18 protein-coding genes and 2 pseudogenes are annotated in these 15,262 nt (G+C 28.1%); 12 read left to right on the top strand and 8 right to left on the bottom strand.

Annotated features, from left to right (window positions below; translation table 4 throughout):
- Positions 1–496 precede the first annotated feature (496 nt).
- From AACK78_RS05425 to AACK78_RS05410, 5 genes and pseudogenes are all read right to left on the bottom strand, one after another.
- The gene (locus AACK78_RS05425) at positions 497–880 is read right to left on the bottom strand and encodes a hypothetical protein (RefSeq protein ID WP_338954923.1); all 384 of its coding nucleotides are present in this window, start codon (positions 878–880) and stop codon (positions 497–499) included.
- Between the two features lie 263 nt (positions 881–1,143).
- Positions 1,144–1,740 (bottom strand): DDE-type integrase/transposase/recombinase, encoded by a 597-nt coding sequence (locus tag AACK78_RS05420; protein WP_338954922.1) that lies wholly within the window; start codon positions 1,738–1,740, stop codon positions 1,144–1,146.
- Positions 1,741–1,764: 24 nt separating this feature from the next.
- Positions 1,765–1,827 (bottom strand): annotated as a pseudogene (locus tag AACK78_RS07665) (hypothetical protein); the annotation flags it as partial.
- A gap of 173 nt (positions 1,828–2,000) precedes the next feature.
- On the bottom strand, positions 2,001–2,264 hold the full coding sequence (locus tag AACK78_RS05415; RefSeq protein ID WP_338954920.1) for a transposase family protein: 264 nt from the start codon (positions 2,262–2,264) through the stop codon (positions 2,001–2,003).
- 238 nt (positions 2,265–2,502) lie between these two features.
- Positions 2,503–3,491: pseudogene (locus tag AACK78_RS05410) on the bottom strand (IS30 family transposase).
- 36 nt (positions 3,492–3,527) lie between these two features.
- Here AACK78_RS05410 and AACK78_RS07660 point away from each other — a divergent pair.
- Positions 3,528–3,611, top strand: a complete 84-nt coding sequence (locus AACK78_RS07660) for a lipoprotein (protein ID WP_422396889.1) — start codon at positions 3,528–3,530, stop codon at positions 3,609–3,611.
- Positions 3,612–3,719: 108 nt separating this feature from the next.
- On the opposite strand, the gene AACK78_RS05400 is transcribed toward AACK78_RS07660, so the two are convergent.
- From AACK78_RS05400 to holA, 3 genes are read right to left on the bottom strand one after another with little or no spacing between them, the layout of a single operon-like run.
- The gene (locus AACK78_RS05400) at positions 3,720–4,628 is read right to left on the bottom strand and encodes an energy-coupled thiamine transporter ThiT (protein WP_338954917.1); all 909 of its coding nucleotides are present in this window, start codon (positions 4,626–4,628) and stop codon (positions 3,720–3,722) included.
- A 2-nt stretch (positions 4,629–4,630) separates the two neighbouring features.
- Positions 4,631–6,109, bottom strand: coding sequence for a hypothetical protein (locus AACK78_RS05395; protein WP_338954916.1), 1,479 nt, complete (start codon positions 6,107–6,109; stop codon positions 4,631–4,633).
- A 33-nt stretch (positions 6,110–6,142) separates the two neighbouring features.
- On the bottom strand, positions 6,143–7,108 hold the full coding sequence (gene holA, locus AACK78_RS05390) for a DNA polymerase III subunit delta (RefSeq protein WP_338954915.1): 966 nt from the start codon (positions 7,106–7,108) through the stop codon (positions 6,143–6,145).
- Positions 7,109–7,394: 286 nt separating this feature from the next.
- Here holA and upp point away from each other — a divergent pair, with 286 nt between their 5' ends.
- Genes upp through AACK78_RS05340 form a run of 11 tightly spaced genes read left to right on the top strand, consistent with a single transcriptional unit; the run spans position 7,395 to position 15,054 of the window.
- Complete coding sequence (gene upp, locus AACK78_RS05385; protein WP_338954914.1) at positions 7,395–8,018, top strand: uracil phosphoribosyltransferase; 624 nt, start codon at positions 7,395–7,397, stop codon at positions 8,016–8,018.
- Positions 7,987–8,442, top strand: coding sequence for an MG406 family protein (locus tag AACK78_RS07655; RefSeq protein ID WP_422396888.1), 456 nt, complete (start codon positions 7,987–7,989; stop codon positions 8,440–8,442). Before upp ends, AACK78_RS07655 begins: the two co-directional genes overlap by 32 nt.
- On the top strand, positions 8,432–9,241 hold the full coding sequence (locus AACK78_RS05380) for a F0F1 ATP synthase subunit A (RefSeq protein WP_338954913.1): 810 nt from the start codon (positions 8,432–8,434) through the stop codon (positions 9,239–9,241). The genes AACK78_RS07655 and AACK78_RS05380 overlap by 11 nt, the downstream gene beginning before the upstream one ends.
- Positions 9,242–9,301: 60 nt before the next feature.
- On the top strand, positions 9,302–9,604 hold the full coding sequence (atpE, locus tag AACK78_RS05375) for an ATP synthase F0 subunit C (RefSeq protein WP_338954912.1): 303 nt from the start codon (positions 9,302–9,304) through the stop codon (positions 9,602–9,604).
- Positions 9,605–9,647: 43 nt separating this feature from the next.
- Complete coding sequence (gene atpF / locus AACK78_RS05370; protein WP_338954911.1) at positions 9,648–10,172, top strand: F0F1 ATP synthase subunit B; 525 nt, start codon at positions 9,648–9,650, stop codon at positions 10,170–10,172.
- Positions 10,173–10,178: 6 nt separating this feature from the next.
- Positions 10,179–10,724, top strand: a complete 546-nt coding sequence (locus tag AACK78_RS05365) for a F0F1 ATP synthase subunit delta (RefSeq protein ID WP_338954910.1) — start codon at positions 10,179–10,181, stop codon at positions 10,722–10,724.
- Between the two features lie 16 nt (positions 10,725–10,740).
- Positions 10,741–12,312, top strand: a complete 1,572-nt coding sequence (gene atpA / locus AACK78_RS05360; protein WP_338954909.1) for a F0F1 ATP synthase subunit alpha — start codon at positions 10,741–10,743, stop codon at positions 12,310–12,312.
- Positions 12,313–12,327: 15 nt separating this feature from the next.
- Entirely contained in the window at positions 12,328–13,185 is an 858-nt protein-coding gene (gene atpG / locus AACK78_RS05355; protein ID WP_338954908.1) for an ATP synthase F1 subunit gamma, read from the top strand.
- A 15-nt stretch (positions 13,186–13,200) separates the two neighbouring features.
- The gene (gene atpD / locus AACK78_RS05350) at positions 13,201–14,598 is read left to right on the top strand and encodes a F0F1 ATP synthase subunit beta (protein ID WP_338954907.1); all 1,398 of its coding nucleotides are present in this window, start codon (positions 13,201–13,203) and stop codon (positions 14,596–14,598) included.
- A 1-nt stretch (position 14,599) separates the two neighbouring features.
- Positions 14,600–14,863 carry a F0F1 ATP synthase subunit epsilon gene (locus AACK78_RS05345; protein WP_338954906.1) on the top strand — a complete coding sequence of 88 codons (264 nt, stop codon included), beginning with the start codon at positions 14,600–14,602 and terminating at the stop codon, positions 14,861–14,863.
- Entirely contained in the window at positions 14,863–15,054 is a 192-nt protein-coding gene (locus AACK78_RS05340) for a hypothetical protein (RefSeq protein WP_338956510.1), read from the top strand. Before AACK78_RS05345 ends, AACK78_RS05340 begins: the two co-directional genes overlap by 1 nt.
- The last annotated feature ends 208 nt before the right edge of the window (positions 15,055–15,262 follow it).

Here is a 15,262-nt window from a genome sequence, read left to right as displayed (position 1 = left end):
CTTAATTTGATACAAGACATCCTTTGCTAAAATGTGTTTCGGTTGAAATTATTGGCATTTACAATTTACCGCCGTTTTCACTATTAATTAGTTGCGAAAAACCAAATAATAGTGAAAACGGCGAATAATAAACCAAAACCCAAACCACAGCAACCACCAGTTGGAAGTAATTGAAAGTTAATTGAAGATTGTAAATTACGCGGGATGATTTATTCTTTACTTTTTAATTTCAATATCATTTGTAATCTTATTGACAGTATTAATAAAAATATCTTTACCACACTTTTTCACTAACGACCGCAAAATTAAATATTGCTTTATTTGCATAATTTCAACCCCCTATAATTAACTTAAAAAAGTTAACTATTAATTTAGTTAACTTTTTATGATTTAGTATTTACAGTATACAAAAAAATAGCAAACATATTAATAAAAATTTTAAATAAAAAAATAACTATAAAATCTAGTTATTGTTAACATTACTTATTTTTTGTTATTACTTTTTTGATAAAGTTTTATTCCCTGTTGTTTTTTTAGCGGGTGCTTTCGCTTCACCAACCGCTATCTTTTTCATATATTTTTTGCTATTTTTTGTTTCAATTGCTTTACGCTGATTTGCTGTTTTGCCTAATCGTTCCGCAATTAATCTTTCTGCTGTAATAGCAGTAGTAATAGCCGTTCCATCTTTTGTACGATAATCTGCTGCGGTTTTTGTATAAACATGTCCTACCGAGCGATCAATTGATCTTTTCATTGCTGGCGTTGAATCAATAACTGCTTGTGATTTAATGAATAATCATTTTTCTTCTGTCGCATTTTTTGATGTTGGTTTTTTAGCCGGGGGCACTTTTTTGTTTTTAGCTTTTGAGCTTACTGGCATACGTAATCTCCTTTCATAATGAAATCAAATCAATGTTGCTAGTGTTAAATAATCTTAATCATTAGCTTTTTACATTAAATAATTTTTATCCCAAATTGAATTTAGTATTTAAGATAATTGTAATATTTTAAGAAAAAGATAAAATTTTACCTTAAAATAGACAATATAATTATAACAAATTTAGGATTATTAATGAACAGTTTCCGTAATTATGTATACTGTAGAAGACTGCACCCTGTTTAGTAAGTATATAATAAAAAGGTTTACAAACTTTCATTTATTATATATTTTTCTTTTTGGTTTGAATATCATTTATTTCATTTTTTAACATCATTAATATATTCATTATGAGATTTATAATTTTTATTATGGATTGTTCCTTTTTTAAGTAATGAATGAAAACTTTCAATAATAATGTTGTCTGCACAATGATAATTTTTACCCATTGAAATTATAATTTTGTTATCTAAATATTTACTATTGTAATCTTTAGATGTATATTGATATCCGTGATCTGAATGAATTATTGTTTTATTTAAATATTTTTTTATTTTTTTAATTTTATTAATTGCATCATTTAAATTATCAATTACAAGTTTGTTATTATTAAATTTTGATCATTTTACATCAATAATTTCTTTAGTATATCCATCAAGTATTGTTGATTGATAATGTTTTTTACCATTTCAAATTAAATAAGTTACATCAGTAAATAAAGTTGAAAATCTTTCTTTAATATCATTAAAATTACGATTTACTAAATCAGGATATTTAATTATATTTTTATTTCTATTTTGTTTTATTAATATTTTTCTACGCATATGCTTTACATATTCAGCTTGAATATTATTTTCTTTCATAATTCGCAATACTTTCTTAGCATTATAAACAATGCCATAATCTTCTTTTAAATATTTGGTAATTCGACGATAACCAAATTGTTTTAAATTTTCTTCATAGACTTTTACAATATTTTTTAATGATTCGCTATCCTTACCATTACTTGAATAATTTTTATATTTATCTCAATAACTATGCTTTAAATCTGTTATATCAAGTAATAAATTTAGTGGATATTTATTAATGTTTTCTTTGATAAAAGATACAATTTTTCTTTTATTTAATTGTAAAAGTCATGAAGATTTTTTAGTAATTCATACCTAACTTTGTAATAGTTTAAATCTCTTTTTTCAAATGATTCTTTTGGACCTTTATTGGTGTTTAAAATTCCTTTCTTAAAATTTTCATACCATGAAGCAATAGTTTTTTTATTAATTTGATATTTTTTTGCAATAAAACTTATACTATTATTTTTAACCTCTTGTACTATCATTTTTCGAAAATATGCTGTATATTTATTAAATTTTTGTCCTTTTCTTGCCATATAAAAATGCACCTCCTTTAAAGTTTAGCAAAGACTTTTTTTCTTTACTTACTTTTTTGGGTGCAGTCTACTGTAAAAGTAGATCATAAAAAGCTAATAAAATTATAACAAATTAAAAATAAAAAACAATAATCACAAAAAATATTAAATTAAAAATATTGTTCTTAATATTTATTTTAAAAATTATAAAATTAAACACAACAAAAAATAAATTTTACTAATCTTAACAAACACTAATTTAATTTAAAAAAACTTTTTTAAAATATTGTCTTGATGTAAAATTTTCCAAGCAAGGTCTAATTGTGGTATTTAATATATCTAAAATAGATTTTAATCTACTACGAGTATTAATTAATGGCTCATTTTGACCCAATCAACGCCTTATATCTCTATTTATTCTTTCTACTAATGCTTTCTGACGAGGTTTACCAGGATCACAAAAATAAACTCTTATTTTAAAGTGTTTTTCTATTGTTTTTCATCTATAAAATTCTTTTCCTCTATCGGTTAAAATACAACTAAATTTACTAATACAAATTTGTTTAATCATTTTCATTAAAATTGTTAATACAATACTTACCTTTTTACTAAATAAAATATGATAAAAAAGTATTTTTGATTTACGATTTACTAAAACTAACAAATAAAAATTACCACAATCAAGAGTATCCATTTCTCAAATTCCACTAAAACTTAAATCATTTCCATAATCATTTAAAAATTGCTTATAATCTCTAATATTAAGTAATTTTCCACGATTATGATTTTGTTCCCCATTTTTTGTTTTTCTTTTTTTATTTTTAAAATATAACATTTCTTTTTTTAAATTAAAATAACTTAATTTAATATATTTATACATTGTTTTAAAACATACACCAAATTTTACATTATATTGTAATTCATACGAAGTAATAATATTTTGTGGCGAACAACCAAAATTATTATATTCATTAGAAAAATGACTTAATTCTTGTGAATTTAACGTTGAATATTTACGACATTGTTTTTTATTTTTATCATGTATTTTTTGTGCTTTTGCAGCATTATAATCATTAATATTATCAAAAACATATTTAACTCTTGCCAAATAGTTCTATAATCTCTATTCATTTGCTTAGCAATTTTTCGAATATTAATTGTTTTATTTTTCTTTTTAAATAATTCATTATCTTTTAATTTTTCCAAATTTACTCTTTCATTAAAATCTAATCTTTCATATTTTTTCATACTTTACCTCCTAAAATACTTAAAATGTTATAATTATTGCGCAATAATTATAACATTTTAAGTATTTTAGGAGCAATCGGATTAAAAGCAACAAGTACAACATCGTTAATTAGTTGCTAAAAACCAAATAATAGTGAAAACGGAGGTAAATTGTAAATGCCAATAATTTCACCGAAACACATTTTAGCAAAGGATGTCTTGTATCAAATTAAGCTTTAATTTCCCTTTTTAATCGGTATATTTTAGATAACGTTGTCAGAAAACGGGAGTTAAACTCCGCAGAACTAACGGAATGACAAGTTGCATAATTGGATAGGTAAAAAGAAAACTATGAATAAAGTTATAAACAATTGCATATAATCAATTTGTATAGCCTGGTCAAACTGAGCCAGGAAATAACGTTGTTCAAATTAGGACTCCAGATAATACTTGTGATAAATAAATTAAACTAATAATACTGAAACAAAGAATAATATAATTAACATATGTAATATATTTTTTATCATTATTAACCTTAAAGCGCATAAAGCCAGCAATAGTTGGAATAATCATCGGGACAAAATAATCCAGTAAATATGATCATGCTGAAACATAAAAATGCGAGGAAATAAATAATAGGGACATTAAAGCACTAATACTCTCAATAAAAAAACCGACTAAAGCTGAATGCCAAAAAGCAATAATTACAAGGGGAATATATTTTAGTCCGACACCACCACCAGAGGATAAATTAATTAATAATATTTCTAAATAGGCTAATATCAAGGTTAAAACAACAAACATTGCAATAATAACAAAATCAAATGTTTTTCATTTTCAAATTCCTAAATTAATTAAAAAACGTTTGCGTTTAGTGGCATTAGCAAAAAGAAAATCACTAACTTTTGTTTCATAACTATAAATAATAATATTACTAATTAGATTCAGAAGATTAAAACTAATAATATGTAAATTCAGGTATTTTTTAATACATTTTTTACGCTTTTGTTTATAATCTTTGTGAGTATCTGATGGATTATAATCTTGTATATTTTTAAATCGCTTAATTTCTCTTTTAACAGTATTAATCCCGCGACCCATTTGTCTTGCTATTTCAGATAAATTAATCGTGCCATTTTTCTTTTTACAAGTATACAATTTTATTTATCTTTTGATTTCTTAGAATCATCTTTTTCAAAAACATTATCATCTTTAAACTCATCATCAAATAATGTTGGATCAATTTCATATTTTTGTCCATTTATAATTGCTGTTACAGCTTTTTGATATTCTGTATTAGCACAAATTAATTTATTACTGTCTGTTTTAGGAGCTAAAACCGCTAAAACAAAAACCATAACCCCAGCAATAACCCCAGAAATCATTGAAATAATTGTGAAAACTCGTAATACTTGGTAAGTTATACTATTATTAACTTCATTTACTAAACTTTTAATTGTGATAGCTAAATCTGAATCAGGTAATAAGATCCCCCCTGTTATTTCTAAATTTGGATCGTTTTTAAAAATATACCCACCATTTGGCACTGAGATATTATTAAAATATTTATCAACAGCATTTGGTAATAATACTTGGATTAATGATAATGAAGAATAAAGCAAAATAATAATTGACAATACAACTGGTCAAAATCTAACAGCATAGTTATCCCGTTTAAAACGTTTCTTTCCCAATAATTCATAACCCAAGAAAATTCCTGGTAAAATTGATAAAATTCCCGAAAAGGTTTGTAAACCTGCGGACTGCATTAATAAAAACTTATACTTTGAGCCAAAAACAAAAGTTTCACTAAAATTATTATTACTATTATGTAACTCACTATCAGCGCCAAGACCAACAATAATTGTTTGGCCAGTCCCTGGAATTGTATAAACAATTACTTTTGTGTCTAAATGAATATTTAAATATGAATTTAAAAATCATAATAAAACTAACAAAGTAGAAGCTAAAATCACAAAACCAGCAACAATTTTCTTTAAAATTGGCATATATTTTGGTTTTGAAGTATAAAAATAAAAACGTGGATCTAAGCGAGGATGAATAGGCATATTTGCCATTTGTGACATATCAAATTTACCAGAATCATTAAAATCCGGACCAATGCTTCCCATTAGGGGTCCCATTCCACCAATCCCAATTGTAGGTCCTGGATGAGATAACGACTCAACTGCTTCTTGTTTATTAGTTTTAATTTTCAATTTATCTTTAGCATTATCAATTGCTTTTTCATCCGTAAAATCAACTGTTGCATCAATTAATTCATTTGTAATGTGATTTTCTCTAGTAATATAACTTTTTTCAACTTCAAAATTTTGAAGAATATATTGCACAAAAGTAACATATTCTTCATCTAAGGTGCTGAAAGTAACACCATCAACTTTCTCAATAGTTTCTGATTCATTAGTAATATCCGCTAAAACTTGAGCAAATGAAAAGGTAAACTTATTATCATTTAAATTTGCATTAAATTCTTTTTCTAATGTTAATAAATTACAAATTTGTTGAATTACTAATTGTTTAAATTCAGCATTAACTATTACCTGTGCCTTTATATTATCATCCTTGAAGACATTATATAATGTATAAACTATATGGGCATATAATTTATTTTCTTTCATTGATTTCTTTCCCTCATCTCTCTTTGTGATAATTTAATTTATATCAAATAATTTAATTAAATACAAATCACTGCTAATTTCTCTTCTTATTATACCTTTTTTTATATTATAATCAATTCAAAATAATTCTTGAATAATATTATTTGCTTTTTTAATACTAAAATTATGCATATGTTCTGAAATTTTCTTTACTCAAAATGGATGGATTTGTAAAATTTCGACAATTTGAGATGGTGTTTTCTTTAAAGCCGATAAAACAATAATATTTCTCGTAAAAATAACACTACTCGTAATCAATGCTAATAAAGCAATACTACTTAATCCTCGTTCTTGCAAATAATGATAATTTATTAAAAAACTATTTAAATCATTTTTTAATAAGTCATCAACTAATTTAAAAATGTCAGTATCCAAATATTTTGTCATATTATTTTCAATTAAGTCATCGGTAATATCAGAATTAATTAATAATAATTTTTTTAATTCATTTCGGATAATATACAAATTATTTGGTAAATATTCCACAATCTTGGGAATTAGATTCTGTTTAATCGCTCCATTATTTTTTACAATATAATCATTAATAAATTTTGTTAATTCATTATATGATAAATTTGTTGCCTTTAAAACACTAGTTAATGCCAACATTTGTTTCGTTATTTTTAAACGATTACTAATCTTATTGACTGGGCAAATAAAAATAATAAAAGTACTAGGATTTGGTGCTATTAAATATTCCATTAACTGTGGTAAATGACTCTTATTATCTACTTTTGTTTTAATTTTTTTTTCCGTAATAAAATAACTATCATTTACGATAATAATTCTTTTTTCTGAAAATAACGGAATAGTGTTTGCATCATTTAAAATTGATGGTAAAGCATCTTCTAAATAGTTATATTCTTGTAAATCATATTCATTATCAGAATTAATTTTTGTTAAAATCTTATTTTTTTGCATTTTAATTAAAAAAGCATCTTCGCCATATATTAAAAACATCTTTTTGAAACTCCTTTAAAATATTCTAAAAACTATGATAAAGTAATATTGTATTGTATACTGTAAAACTAAATCATAAAAAGTTAATAAAATTATAACAAATTAAAAATAAAAAACAATAATCACAAAAAATAAAAAAAATCTTGTTAAATAAAAAGAGTTTTTTGGAGCTTCATCGTACATGATGCCTTTTTAATAAAAATGTAACTAATTACAGCCTAAAACAACTTGGTATTATTTTTATAATTATGTTAAAATCTAGTAAATTAAGGAGGAAAAGTAATTAATGTCATTTACTGTAATAAAACACCCACTAATCTTAGATAAATTAACAAGAATGCGTAAAAAGGAAAGCAACTCAAAGGTTTTTAAGGAAAATTTGGATGAAATTGCGAAATTAATGGCGTATGAAATATTTCGCAATATTGAATTAAATGAATTTGAAATTGAGACACCAGTAGCAAAAACAAAGGGATATAAAATTGCAAATGATATTGTTTTATTTCCAATTTTAAGAGCCGGCTTGGGAATGGTTGATGGAATTATTAATTTAGTTCCAAATGCTAAAATTGGGCATATTGGCCTATACCGTGATGAAAAAACACTACAACCACATGAATATTTTGCTAAAAAACCAGAAAATATTAGCAAAGCAAGTGTTTTGGTTTTAGATCCAATGTTAGCAACCGGAGGCAGTGCTAATCTTGCGATTCAAAAAGTTAAAGAGTGAGGGGCTACTAATATTAAATTAGTATGTTTAGTAGCTGCGCCAGAAGGGAAAAAATGCATTGAAGAACATCACCCTGATGTTGATATGTATGTTGCTGCTTTAGACCAACGTTTAGATGAACATGCTTATATTATTCCTGGTCTAGGTGATGCAGGAGACCGTATTTTTGGAACTAAATAAAAAAAGTAAATTAAATTGAAAAAAACCCTTTAAAGGTGTACAATGTAAACTGTCAATAATAAGTTTAATTATGTTTTTGGAAATACTAGTAGTATTGACGATCATATATTTGACATTAAAACGAGATTGAACTTTATACTCAGGATTAGTTTTGGGGTATTTGTTTTCTCTTATAGGTTTCTTAATCATTTGCTTTTCTGGATGATTGTTAAGTATAAGTTTAAATAAGTACTTTTTTATCTTATTGTACCTAGTTCGCTTAGTTATTTATGCTATACCAATAGTTATTTATGCTGAGAATACTAGTTTTTTTAGTATCTATACAATAATTGTTGGGATTAGTTTATGCCCGCTTTCATCGCTATTTGCAAATGTTAAATTTCCAATTCGTAAGCACAGAAAGGAAGAGAAAAATGGTGACTAAAAGTAATTTTGTTCAATTTCTTGCCATGGATTTAATTCCTAATCCAAATAAAAGTGGAATGAATGCATGAAGTTATGCGATTTTATTACCGCAATTAATAACGATAGTTATTACTACCTTTATTATTATGCTTTTATCAATTGGCTATTATAAACGTCTAAAAAAACTTGGCCCAACTGATGTTCCAACTGGTTTAGTGTTATTTGCAGAAATTGCAATTAAGTGAGTTGAAAAACAAGTTGTTGATTTAATGGGGCCAAAATATAAATTTTTGACTGTTTATGTTATGTACTTATTATTGTATATTGGGATTGGAAATTTAATGAGTGTCGTTGGTTTTGAATCGTTGGCAACAGCTTATACTGTCCCATTATCAATGGGATTGGTAACATTTATTGGGATATATTATTTTGGGATTAAATATCAAAAAATAGTATATTTTAAAAAGTTTTTTATAAATCCATTAGAATTATTAACGCAATTTGTTCCGTTAATCTCAATTTCATTCCGGCTATTTGGAAACATTTTGGGAGGAACAGTTATTATTACTTTATTTACCGCTTTAATGGGATTTATTTGAGGTCAAATTCCTTATATTGGTCCTGTTGATTTATTGGCGGGTATCTTTTTACCTTTTTTAAGCATTTATTTTGACGTTTTTGATGGCTTAATTCAAGCTTATATTTTTTCAATTTTAACAATTGCTTATTGGGCAATGGAAATGAAAACAGAAAATAAAGAGAAAGAAGAAAAGACAATTAAGTTAAAAAAGAACAAAAAGTTAAAAATGTTGCTTTAAATGGCTAAAAAAGGATTAAAATGAAATTATATATTTGTTAAGGAAGAGGAGAACTATAATATGATAGATTTTATGACGATAGATTTGATGTCAAATATGATGGGAATATGATTAATGGCTGGAATTAATGATGGCTTTACAAAAGGAATGTCATTGTTAGGAGCAGGATTAGCGGCGATTGGATGTTGTGGTTCAGGAATTGGACAAGGATATACGGGAGGAAAAGCAGTTGAAGCGATTGCTCGTAATCCAGAAGTTGAAAGTAAAGTTCGTACACAATATATTATTGCTGCTGCAATTACTGAATCAGGGTCAATTTATGCATTAGTTATTGCGATTATTTTAGCATTTGTTACTGGTTAAAAGGAAAGAAATTTAAAGAAGGAAGGCTTGGAAGTCAATGACAATGTGATTAATGTCAAAACCAATTGAACCATCACAAATTATTAATCAATTATTTCCTAATTTATGGATTTTTATTGCCCATGTTATTGCAACAATTATCCTATTAATTTTATTATCAAAATGAGTTTATAATCCATTTCGTAAGGCAATGCGTGCTCGTCGGAATAAAATTCGAGAATTAATTCAAGATGCAGCAGAAAAACAAACAGAAGCAACAATTGATCAAAAAGAAGCATCAAAATTATTAACAACGGCAAAAGTAGAAGCAAATAATATTGTTGCTTCTGCCCGCACTGAAGCAGAAGCGAAACGTCGTCAAATTTTAGAGAGAGCGAAAGTAGAAGTTATGAAGTTGAATGAACAAGCTCATAAAGAAACTCAAAAGGAAAAAGAGCAATATTATGATGATATTCGAAAATCAATTATTAATGTTGCATTTAATGCAGCTGAGCAATTATTAGATAAAGAAATTAGCAAAGAAAAAAATGAAAAATTAGTAGAAGAATTCATTAAAGAATTAGAGTAGCAGGTTATGTTAGTTAGTGAAAAATTTATTGATAATTATGCAGCTGCGCTCATGGATTTAGCACTTGAAACAAAAAGAATTGATCATTTTTTAGAAGTTAGTAATATCATTGTTGAATTATTTAAGCAAGAACCAGATTATATTAAATTAATGATGAATGGAGACATTACAAAAATAGAACGTAAGAAGATTTTGGAAAAACCATTTCAAAAAGTTATTGATCCATTAATTTTAAATGCCCTTTTCTTATTAATTGATTGGGAAGCTTTTTGTTATGTTAGAAGAATCTTTAAATGCTTAAGAAAATTAATTAATATTAGTTATGATGTTCAATATGGAAATATTTATTCAACACAGCCGTTAACAAAAAAACAAATTACAACAATTGAAATAAAATTAAGTAAAAAATTTGGTTATCATATTGAATTAGTTAATAAAATTGATCCCTCGTTATTAGGCGGTGTTCGCGTTAAAATTAAACACGAAATTATTGATGGATCAATTGCGGGACAATTAGAAACAATGCGTCAAAAAGCAATACATAATAAATAGAAGACGAGGTGAAAAAGTGGCTTTAAATATAAATGAAATTTCAGAAATAATTAAAAAACAAATTAAAGAATATGGTAAGAAAATTGAAATTCATGAAGAAGGAACTGTTGTCACGGTTGGTGATGGGATTGCTTTAATTGATGGTCTGGATAATGCAATGATGAGTGAATTATTAATTTTTCCAAATGAAATTTATGGAATGGTATTAAATTTAGAAGAAGGGGCCGTTGGAGCCGTTCTAATGGGTGATGATATGACAGTTCGGGAAGGAGACCAAGTTCGACGATCAGGAAAAATTGTTGAAACACCAGTTGGTGATGCCTTATTAGGACGAGTTGTTAATGCTTTAGGGCAACCCATTGATGGGAAAGGTCCTTTGAAAGCAAAAAAAACGCGCCCAGTTGAAAGAATTGCCCCTGGAGTTATGACAAGAAAATCAGTTGATGAACCAATGGAAACGGGAATTATGACAATTGATGCGATGATTCCAATTGGGAAAGGACAACGGGAACTAATTATTGGTGATCGGCAAACAGGAAAAACAGCGATTGGGATTGATACAATCTTAAACCAAAAAGGGAAAGGCGTTAAATGTATTTATGTTGCCATTGGGCAAAAAGCGTCAACTGTTGCCCAAATCGTTGAGAAATTACGTGCGGCAGGAGCCCTAGAATATACGACAGTTGTCTCAGCGACAGCAAGTGAATTAGCCCCATTGCAATATTTAGCCCCATATACGGGTGTTACAATTGGTGAAGAATGAATGGAAGCTGGTGAAAATGTAATCATCATTTATGATGACCTTTCAAAACATGCTGTTGCTTATCGAACAATGGCGTTGTTATTACACCGGCCACCGGGACGTGAAGCATATCCTGGAGATGTTTTCTATTTACATAGTCGTTTATTAGAACGTGCCGCCCGTGTAACAAAAGAATATGGTGGCGGAAGTATTACAGCCTTGCCAATTATTGAAACTCAAGCCGGTGATATTTCAGCATATATTCCAACGAATGTTATTTCAATTACGGATGGACAAATTTTCTTAAATAATGACCAATTTAATGCTGGGATTCGGCCAGCGGTTGATGCAGGGTTATCAGTATCACGGGTAGGATCAGCGGCGCAAATTAAGGCAATGAAACAAGTTGCTGGTTCATTAAAATTAGAATTAGCTCAATATCGGGAATTGCAAGCTTTTGCACAATTTGGGTCTGATTTAGATGAAGCAACAAAAGAAGTTTTAGAACAAGGGAAACGAGTAATTGAAATTTTAAAACAAAAGCAATATTCACCACTTTCCCAAATTGATCAGGTAATTATTTTATTAGCAGTTAATAAAAAAAGAACTCGTTGAATTCCAGTTAATAAAATTCAAGAGTTTAAAGAGGAATTAATTGAACATTTTAAAACAAAAGCAAAAAAATATTACACTGAATTAGGAAAAACAAAAACCTATAGTGAAATATTAATGGCTAATATTGATAATGAAATTATTCAAGTTGTTAAAAAAGTTACAAATAAAATTGCGGATTATAAACCAGAATTGTTTGGTCAAGTTGAAAAATGAAACCGTTTAGGACAATAAGGTTGAAATAAACAAATGGCAGTTGGAACAGGTTTAAAAAAACAAATTACTTCAATTAATTCAACTTCTAAAATAACACAAGCAATGAAATTAGTAGCGACGGCAAAATTAAAAAAAATTGGAAAACAAATTTCAAATTCAAAACCATATTTTTCCGAAGTTTATACTGTTTTTAATGACATTATTAGTAAAGCGGATGATTCAATTTACCAAAAAAAAGATGGGACAAAAGCTAGTGAGCGTACTTGTTGAATTGTTATTAATTCAAATTTAGGCTTATGTGGTGGTTATAATATTAATATTAATAAACTAGTGTTACGTCAATTACGAAAAAATGATTGTATCATTGTCATTGGTTCTAAAGCAGAATTATTTTATGCCAATAAAGGTTGCAAAATTATGCATGTAAGAAAAGACATTGATATTGATTTTTCTTATGATGATGCTCGTGAATTTGCGCAAGAAATTTTATCTGGGTTTAATGGGAATACTTACGATGAAATTAAAATTGCCTATACTAAGTTTATTAACAATGTTACTTTTAAGCCAACAATTTTACAATTGTTGCCAATTGTTAAAGCGAACCAGAATCAAGAACCAAAACATATTAATATTATTACAGAATTTGAACCAGATCCAGCAACAATTTTGGAAAATGCCGTGCCGATGTATTTAAATACAATTTTATTTTCAACAATTATTGAATCACAAGTTTCTGAACAAGCATCACGACGCCTAGCAATGGAAAATGCAATGGAAAATGCGCATGTGATGTTAGAAAAATTATCGTTATTATATAACCGTAAGCGTCAAGCAGCGATTACCCAAGAAATTACAGAAATTGTTGCCGGAGCTGGCGCACAAGAAAATTAAGAGGTAGTTAAGAAAATGGAGAAAAATGGAAAAGTAGTACAGGTCTTAGGGCCTGTTGTTGATGTACGATTTGCCGAAGAATATTTACCAGAATTATATAATGCAATTACGCTTGATAATAATGGGGTAAATTTAGTATTAGAAGTTGTTCAACATATTGGTGATGACACAGTGCGAGCAATCGCGCTAGGTCCAACTGAAGGAATGGCCCGGGGAATGATGGTCATTGATACAAAAGCACCAATTACAGTTCCGGTTGGGGAAGAGGTTTTAGGAAGAATGTTTAATGTTCTTGGAGAAGCAATTGATGAAAAACCACAACCTAAAACAAAAATAATGCGACCAATCCACCGTGAAGCACCATCATATGAAGAGCAACAAACAACATCGGAAATTTTGGAAACAGGAATTAAAGTTGTTGATTTATTGGTTCCCTTTGTAAAGGGAGGAAAAATTGGTTTATTTGGGGGAGCTGGTATTGGAAAAACAGTTCTAGTTCAAGAACTAATTAATAATGTGGCAAAAGCGCATGAGGGAATTTCTGTTTTTGCCGGCGTTGGCGAACGAACTCGGGAAGGTAATGATTTGTATTATGAAATGATTGAAGCTGGGGTTATTGATAAAACTGCATTAGTTTTTGGTCAAATGAATGAAACACCAGGAGCTCGTATGCGAGTTGCTTTAACTGGTTTAACGATTGCTGAATACTTCCGGGATGATAAAAATCAAGATGTTTTATTATTTATTGATAATATTTTCCGTTTTACTCAAGCTGGTTCTGAAGTATCCGCCTTATTAGGGCGAATGCCATCTGCGGTTGGTTATCAACCAACCTTAGCAACTGAAATGGGGGCCTTACAAGAACGGATTACGTCAACGAAAAAGGGAAGTATTACTTCGGTTCAAGCAGTTTACGTTCCGGCGGATGATTTAACTGATCCCGCTCCAGCAACAACCTTTGCCCATTTAGATGCGAAAGTTGTTCTAGACCGGGAAATTTCTGCATTAGGAATTTATCCTGCGGTTGACCCCTTAGGAAGTTCATCGCGGCTATTAGATCCTTTAGTGGTTGGTGAAGAACATTACGAAGTTGCCCGGGGAGTGCAAGAAATCTTACAAAAGTTTAAAGAATTACAATCAATTATTGCAATTTTAGGAATGGATGAATTATCAGATGAAGATAAAATTGCCGTTGCTAGAGCACGGAAAATTCGAAACTTTTTATCGCAGCCATTCTTTGTTGGTGAAAAGTTTTCGGGAAAATCTGGAAAATATGTTCCCGTCGTGGAAACAATTCGCGCTTTTAAAGAAATTTTAGCCGGAAAATATGATGACTTACCAGAGCAAGCATTCTTATACGTTGGAACAATGGATGAGGTTGTTAAAGCTGCGGCAGCTTTAAAACATAGTTAAAATGGCAAATCAAATTAGTTTAAAAATTATTACCCCCCAGGGTGTTATTGTTAATTGTTTGGTTGATATTGTAACAGTAAAAACAATTACGGGATATATGGGAATTTTGTATGGTCATATTCCATTTGTATCAACAATTGTTCCATCGGAAATGGTATATAAAATTAATAATAAGGAATATAAGTTAAGTATTGCTGGTGGAATTTTACAAGTTGAACAGGAATTTGTTAAAATTCTTGCCGATGAAGTTAATGTTATTTCTTAGTGTATACTGTAAAACTAAATCATAAAAAGTTAACTATTAATTTAGTTAACTTTTTTAAGTTAATTATAGGAGGTTGAAATTATGCAAATAAAGCACTATTTAATTTTGCGGTCGTTAGTAAAAAGTATGGTAAAGATATTGTTATTAATACTGTCAATAAGATTACAAATGATATTGAAATTAAAAAGTAAAGAATAAATTATCCCGCATAATTTACAATCTTCAATTAATTTTCAATTACTTCCAACTGGTGGTTGTTGTGGTTTGGGTTCTGGTTTATTACTCGCCGTTTTTACTATTATTTGGTTTTTCGTAACTAATTAATGATGTTGTACTTGTTGCTTTTAATCCGATTGCTCCTAAAATATTTAAAATGTTATAATTATTGCACATAAATTA

Source organism: Spiroplasma endosymbiont of Polydrusus cervinus (genome assembly GCF_964019755.1).
Taxonomy (GTDB): domain Bacteria; phylum Bacillota_I; class Bacilli_A; order Mycoplasmatales; family Mycoplasmataceae; genus Spiroplasma.
Note: the sequence above shows the minus strand (reverse complement) of the source record. Positions and strands in the feature narration are given on the sequence as shown.